The following is a 5,508-nucleotide window of genomic DNA, read 5'->3' on the forward strand; positions in this document are numbered from 1 at the left end:
ATGCCGGTTGCCGCGTCCGTGCAAGGCCTGCCGCCGGCCGCCGTGGCCCAGGCCGTGCTGGGCGGAGGCGACGCCTACGAACTATGTTTCACCGCCGCGCCCGCCGACCACGACCGCGTGCTGGATGCCGCGGCGCGCGCCGGCGTGCCTGTTACCGCCATTGGCCACATCGATCTGCGTCCAGGCATCGTCGTGCTGGATGCAGGCGGCCGCCCCATGGCCGAACTGCCGCGCGGCTTCGACCACTTTCCCGCGTCCTGACCCATGCCCGTCACTTCTTCTGAATCTCCTTCAATGCGCGAGCGCACCCGCGTGGCTTATCCCGAAGCGCGCTGGGTGGCGCGCGATCCGGGCCGGCTGATCGCGTTCGGCCTGGGCAGCGGGCTGCTGCGCCCGGCATCCGGCACCTGGGGCACGCTGCTGGCCTGGCTGATCTGGGCCGTGGCCGCCCCGGCCGCGTCCGACCGCCTGCTGGCCATTTTCCTGGCGGTGGCGTTCGCCTACGGCTGCTGGGCCTGCCATCGCGTGGCGCGCGAGCTGCAGGTCGACGATCACGTCGGCATCGTATGGGACGAGATGGTTGCCTTCTGGCTGGTGCTGTGGCTGACGCCCGACACCTTCGCCGCGCAGTTGCTGGCGTTCGGGCTGTTCCGCCTGTTCGACATCGCCAAGCCGCCGCCCATCAAGTATTTCGACGCCAAGGTCAAGGGCGGCTTCGGCGTCATGTGGGACGACATCGTGGCCGCGGCATACGCCTTGCTGGTCATGGCCATCATCGTGCGTATGGGGGTGTTTGCATGAGCACGCAGCACAAACCGGTGCCGGGGCTGGCGCCGGCCTCGCTATTGCAGTCGCAGGCCCTGGGCCTGGCCGAACGCCTGGGCGCGGCCCTGCAGCGGCAGGGCCTGCTGATGGGCACAGCCGAATCCTGCACCGGCGGCCTGGTGGCCGGCGCAATTACCGCGGTGGCGGGTTCCAGCGTCTGGTTCGAACGCGGTTTCGTCACCTACAGCAACGAGGCCAAGGTGGCGGACCTGAGCGTGTCGGCCGACACACTGGACCGCTACGGCGCCGTCAGCGAAGCCACCGCGCTGGAAATGGCCAATGGTGTGCTGCTGGCCAGCACGGGCATGCACGTTGCCGTTTCCACCACCGGCATTGCCGGGCCGGGCGGGGCCACGCCCGGCAAGCCGGTGGGCATGGTGTGCTTCGGCTTTGCCATGCGTGGCGCCGAGGGCATCACCTCGCGCGCCGACACCCAGGTGTTTTCGGGCGACCGCAGCCAGGTGCGGCTGGGCGCCGTGGTGTATGCGCTGCGCGGCCTGCTGGAACTGATAGGCGAACCGGTCAATCGCAGCCGCGCGTAGGCGGCCGGTTCAGCGCACGCCGTTGATGGCGTCGCGCAGGTCGCGCGCGGCATCTGCCGCCGCCTGGCGCCAATCGTCGCCGCCGCTGGCGTACAGAATCGCGCGCGACGAATTGATCATCATGCCGGTGCCGGCAGCATTGCGGCCCGCGTTGACAGTGGCGGTAACGTCGCCGCCCTGGGCGCCGATGCCCGGCACCAGCAGCGGCACGCTGTCGCCGATGCGCTGGCGCACCGCGGCCAGCTCATTCGGGAAGGTGGCGCCCACGACCAGGCCGCATTGCCCGTCGGCATTCCATTTGTCGGCCACCAGGCCGGCCACGTGCAGGTACAGCGGTTCGCCGTTGTCCAGCTTCAGGAACTGCAGGTCGGAGCCGCCCGGGTTCGACGTGCGGCACAGCACGATCACTCCGCGGTCTTTCCAGCCCAGGTAGGGTTCCACTGAATCCAGGCCCATGTAGGGGCTGACGGTCAGCGCGTGGGCCCCATAGCGTTCATAGGCTTCGCGTGCGTAGTGGTCGGCCGTGCTGCCGATGTCGCCGCGCTTGGCGTCCAGCACGATGGGCACCTCGGGGTGCGCGCTGCGGATATGCGCGCACAGGGCTTCCAGTTGGTCTTCGGCGCGGTGCGCGGCGAAATAGGCGATTTGCGGCTTGAAGCTGCAGGCGTACGGCGCGGTGGCGTCGGCGATATCGCGGCAGAACTGGAAAATGGCGTCCGGCTTGCCGTCGAGCTCGCGCGGAAAGCGCTGCGGGTCGGGGTCCAGCCCCACTTGCAGCAGCGTATTGCGCGAGGTCCAGGCGTTGTCGAGTTGTTGTATGAAAGTCATGGAGTCAGTGCAGTTTGACGCGGGGATGCGTGCGGCGCATCAGCAGGCGCGCCAGGGCCATGCTGGCGGTGCGCCAGGCACCCAGCACGGCGTAGTGGTGCATCAGGTGCAGGCTCATGTACATCAGCCGCGCCAGTGTACCGCTGACGAACAGGCCGCGTCCGGCCAGCTTGCCCATCAGGCTGCCCACGCCGGCGTCCTGGCCCAGCGACACCAGCGAGCCGCGGTCGTGGTACTGGTAGGCTTCCTGCGGTTCGGCGCGGCCGCTGATGCGCGCGCCGATCTTGCGCGCCAGGTAGCCCGCCTGCTGGTGCGCCGCCTGCGCGCGCGCCGGCACCGTGCGGTTCTCGCCCATGGGCGCCGCGCAGCAGTCGCCCAGCGCCAGAATGTGCGGGTCGGGCGATTCCAGCCGGCCGTTCACCACCAGTTGCCCCACGCGGTTCAGCGGCATGTCCAGGGTGGCCATCAGCGGCAGGCCCTGGATGCCGGCCGCCCACATGCACAGCCCGGCCGCGAATTCGCGGCCGTCGGCGGTCTTGATGCTGCGCGGGGTAACCTCGGCCACGCGGCAGTCGGTTTCCACGCGTATGCCCAGTTCGGTCAGGCGCGCATGCGCGGCCTTCGAGATTTTCTCGGGCAGCGCCGCCAGGATGCGGGGCGCGCCTTCCACCAGGGTGATCACCAGGTCGCGGTCGGCGCGGAAGTTGGGCAGTCCGTAGGCCGCCACCACGCCGCCGGCCTCGTGCAGTTCCACCGCCAGTTCCACGCCCGTGGCGCCGCCGCCCACGATCACCAGGTCTAGCTTGGCGGACGGGTCGCGCACCTTGGCGTGGTCTACCTGGGCCATGGCTTTCAGCATGGTCAGGCGGAAGGCCTCGGCATTCTCGGTATTGTCCAGCGTGACCGCATAGTCGGCGGCGCCAGGGGTGTTGAAAAAGTTGGATACGCTGCCCAGCGCCAGCACCAGGGTGTCATAGCGCAGCTCGCGCTGAGGCAGCACGGTATCGCCCTGGGCGTCCAGCACCTGGCCCACCGAAATCGTGCGGCGCTCGCGGTCTACCGACTGCAGTTCGCCCAGGGCGAAGGTAAAGCCGCACAGGTTGGCCAGCATCAGATACGACAAGCCTTCCTGGTAAATGTCCAGGGTGCCGGCGGCGGCTTCGTGCAGGGAAGGTTTCCAGATATGGATGGGCCGGCTGTCGACCAGCGTGACGCATTGCGGGCCGTACTTGCGGCCCAGCGTGGCGGCCAGTTCCAGGCCGCCGGCGCCGCCACCGACAATGACCACGCGATGAGGGGAATGAGGTGTCCGGCTGGACGAATCTTGGGCCATGTGTCGCAGTATAGAGGGGAAGCGCCTGCCAGGCTGCGCGGCGGCAGCCGCACCCGTGGCCGCCTACAAGAAAAACCGGCTGATGGCCACGCCCGCCCATACCGCCACGGTGAACAGCAGCATCAGCATGACCGCCGCGCTGCCCAGGTCTTTTGCCCGCCCCAGCAGCGGGTGGGTTTCCACGGACAGCGCATCGGCCAGGGCCTCGACGGCGGAATTCAGCAATTCCACCACCAGCACCAAGATCACCGAGGCAATCAGGATGAACACTTCATCCGTGGTGCGCCCCAGGAAAAAAGCCGCCGGAATCAGCAAAATGGCCAGCGCCAGTTCCTGGCGGAAGGCGGCCTCGTACTTGATCGCGGCGCGCAACCCCTGCAACGAATAGCGCAAGGCGTTCAGGATGCGGCGCAGACCGCCCGTGCTTTTGTACGGAGAAGGGTGCGGGGTATGGGACATGAATCGGGTAATGGGATAGGCCGCGTCGTTTTTAACAGATTCGCGTTGCCGGCGTGCGGGCGGGCCGTCGCGGCCGGTTCCTAGCGCAAACCCTAATTGTGACACCGCCGGGCACCGGCGCAATATGCGGCAAAGTGGTAAGGCCACTTTACCTTTTAACCGGTACCCATGCCCTTCCAGCCCATTGAACCCCGCCGCCTGTATCGCCAGATCGCCGACCAGCTACGGCTGCTGATCCAGGCGGGCGAATTTCCCGTGGGCGCGCGCCTGCCGCCCGAGCGCGACCTGGCCTTGAAGCTGGGCGTGTCGCGCCCGTCGGTGCGGGAAGCGCTGATTGCCCTGGAAGTGGAAGGGCTGGTGGAAGTGCGCATGGGTTCCGGCATTTATGTGCGCAGCCGCGACGCGGCCGACAGCGTGGTGGCGGAAAGCCCGCTGGAAACCATACGCGCGCGCCAGCTGGTTGAAGGTGAACTGGCCGCCCAGGCCGCCGAACTGGCGCGCCCCGCGCAGGTGGAGGGCCTGATCGAAGCGCTGCAGGCCATGGAAGCCGAGGCCGCGGCCGGCCAGGTGCCCATCCAGGGCGACCGCCTGTTCCATCTGCGCATCGCCGAGATACCCGGCAATTCCGTGCTGCTGCGGGTGGTGGGCGAATTGTTCGACGAACGCCATAACCCGCTGTCGGTCAAGCTGGGCGACTACTTCGAGAATCCGGCCAGCTGGAAATCCGCCATCGCCGAACACCGCCGCGTTATCGACGCCATCGCCGCCGGCGACGCGGCGCGCGCCCGCGAGGCCATGCGCCATCATCTGGCGTGTTCGCATGACCGCCTGACAGCGAACTGGGCGCCCGCCACCGAGAAGGCCAAGACATGACCCTGGTTTGCCGCATCCACGGGGCGCGCGACCTGCGCCTGGAAAACGACGGCGACGCGCCGCTGGCGCCGCACGACGTCGAGTTGCGGCTGGGCGCGGCCGGCATCTGCGGATCTGACCTGCACTATTACCTGCATGGCCGCGTCGGCGCCTTCGTCATACGCGAGCCGTTGATCCCCGGGCATGAAGCGTCCGGCGTGGTGCTGCGCGTGGGCGATGCCGTCACGCGGGTGAGGCCGGGCATGAAAGTGGCCGTCAATCCGTCGCATCCCTGCGGCCAGTGCGACTACTGCCGCGGCGGCCGCGACAACCTGTGCCGCCATATGCGTTTCCTGGGCAGCGCCAGTGTCTACCCCCACGTGCAGGGCATGTTCCGCGAACGCTTCGTCATGGGCGAACGCCAGCTCACCCCGGTGGAAGAAGACATCTCGCTGGGCGAACTGGCCTGTGCCGAACCGCTGTCCATCGGGCTGCACGGCGTGAACCGCGCCGGCCCGCTGCTGGGCAAGACAGTGCTGGTGACCGGCGGCGGCACCATAGGCTGCATGACGGTCATGGCCGCGCGGCTGGCCGGCGCCGCCCGCATCGTGGTGGCCGATATCGCCGACCGTCCGCTGCGCATGGCCACGCAGGTGGGCGCCGACGCCA

6 protein-coding genes and 2 pseudogenes are annotated in these 5,508 nt (G+C 68.5%); 5 read left to right on the forward strand and 3 right to left on the reverse strand.

The features are described 5' to 3' along the window. The 3 genes and pseudogenes from LPZ50_RS21065 to LPZ50_RS21075 form a co-directional block, all read left to right on the forward strand. Positions 1-261: pseudogene (locus tag LPZ50_RS21065) on the forward strand (thiamine-phosphate kinase); the annotation flags it as partial. A 33-nt stretch (positions 262-294) separates the two neighbouring features. Continuing rightward, complete coding sequence (locus LPZ50_RS21070; protein ID WP_230664645.1) at positions 295-801, forward strand: phosphatidylglycerophosphatase A; 507 nt, start codon at positions 295-297, stop codon at positions 799-801. Next, positions 798-1,367 carry a CinA family protein gene (locus tag LPZ50_RS21075; protein ID WP_230664647.1) on the forward strand — a complete coding sequence of 190 codons (570 nt, stop codon included), beginning with the start codon at positions 798-800 and terminating at the stop codon, positions 1,365-1,367. Before LPZ50_RS21070 ends, LPZ50_RS21075 begins: the two co-directional genes overlap by 4 nt. 9 nt (positions 1,368-1,376) lie before the next feature. Here LPZ50_RS21075 and pyrF read toward each other — a convergent pair whose 3' ends face one another. The 3 genes and pseudogenes from pyrF to LPZ50_RS21090 all read right to left on the reverse strand — a co-directional run bounded on the left by pyrF (position 1,377) and on the right by LPZ50_RS21090 (position 3,987). Further along, positions 1,377-2,195: an orotidine-5'-phosphate decarboxylase gene (gene pyrF / locus LPZ50_RS21080; protein ID WP_230664649.1), complete on the reverse strand. Its 819-nt coding sequence runs from the start codon at positions 2,193-2,195 to the stop codon at positions 1,377-1,379. 4 nt (positions 2,196-2,199) lie between these two features. Next, positions 2,200-3,576: pseudogene (locus LPZ50_RS21085) on the reverse strand (NAD(P)/FAD-dependent oxidoreductase); the annotation flags it as partial. 15 nt (positions 3,577-3,591) lie between these two features. Next, a complete protein-coding gene (locus tag LPZ50_RS21090) occupies positions 3,592-3,987 on the reverse strand; it encodes a diacylglycerol kinase (RefSeq protein WP_230664653.1) in 396 nt (131 codons plus the stop codon). A gap of 168 nt (positions 3,988-4,155) precedes the next feature. Here LPZ50_RS21090 and LPZ50_RS21095 point away from each other — a divergent pair, with 168 nt between their 5' ends. Together LPZ50_RS21095 and LPZ50_RS21100 are read left to right on the forward strand one after the other, a co-directional pair. Further along, positions 4,156-4,860: a FadR/GntR family transcriptional regulator gene (locus tag LPZ50_RS21095; RefSeq protein WP_230664655.1), complete on the forward strand. Its 705-nt coding sequence runs from the start codon at positions 4,156-4,158 to the stop codon at positions 4,858-4,860. Next, on the forward strand, positions 4,857-5,508 hold a 652-nt coding region (locus LPZ50_RS21100; protein ID WP_230664657.1), incomplete at its 3' end, for an alcohol dehydrogenase catalytic domain-containing protein. The genes LPZ50_RS21095 and LPZ50_RS21100, both read left to right, overlap by 4 nt.

It is taken from the genome of Bordetella petrii, from assembly GCF_020991325.1.
Classification (GTDB): Bacteria; Pseudomonadota; Gammaproteobacteria; order Burkholderiales; family Burkholderiaceae_B; genus Bordetella_A; species Bordetella_A petrii_E.

Excerpts from the sequence above, each read along its gene's own strand:
- LPZ50_RS21070 (WP_230664645.1), top strand. The coding sequence starts at position 295 with ATGCGCGAGCGCACCCGCGTGGCTTATCCCGAAGCGCGCTGGGTGGCG.
- LPZ50_RS21075 (WP_230664647.1), top strand. The coding sequence starts at position 798 with ATGAGCACGCAGCACAAACCGGTGCCGGGGCTGGCGCCGGCCTCGCTA.
- pyrF (WP_230664649.1), bottom strand. The coding sequence starts at position 2,195 with ATGACTTTCATACAACAACTCGACAACGCCTGGACCTCGCGCAATACG.
- LPZ50_RS21090 (WP_230664653.1), bottom strand. The coding sequence starts at position 3,987 with ATGTCCCATACCCCGCACCCTTCTCCGTACAAAAGCACGGGCGGTCTG.
- LPZ50_RS21095 (WP_230664655.1), top strand. The coding sequence starts at position 4,156 with ATGCCCTTCCAGCCCATTGAACCCCGCCGCCTGTATCGCCAGATCGCC.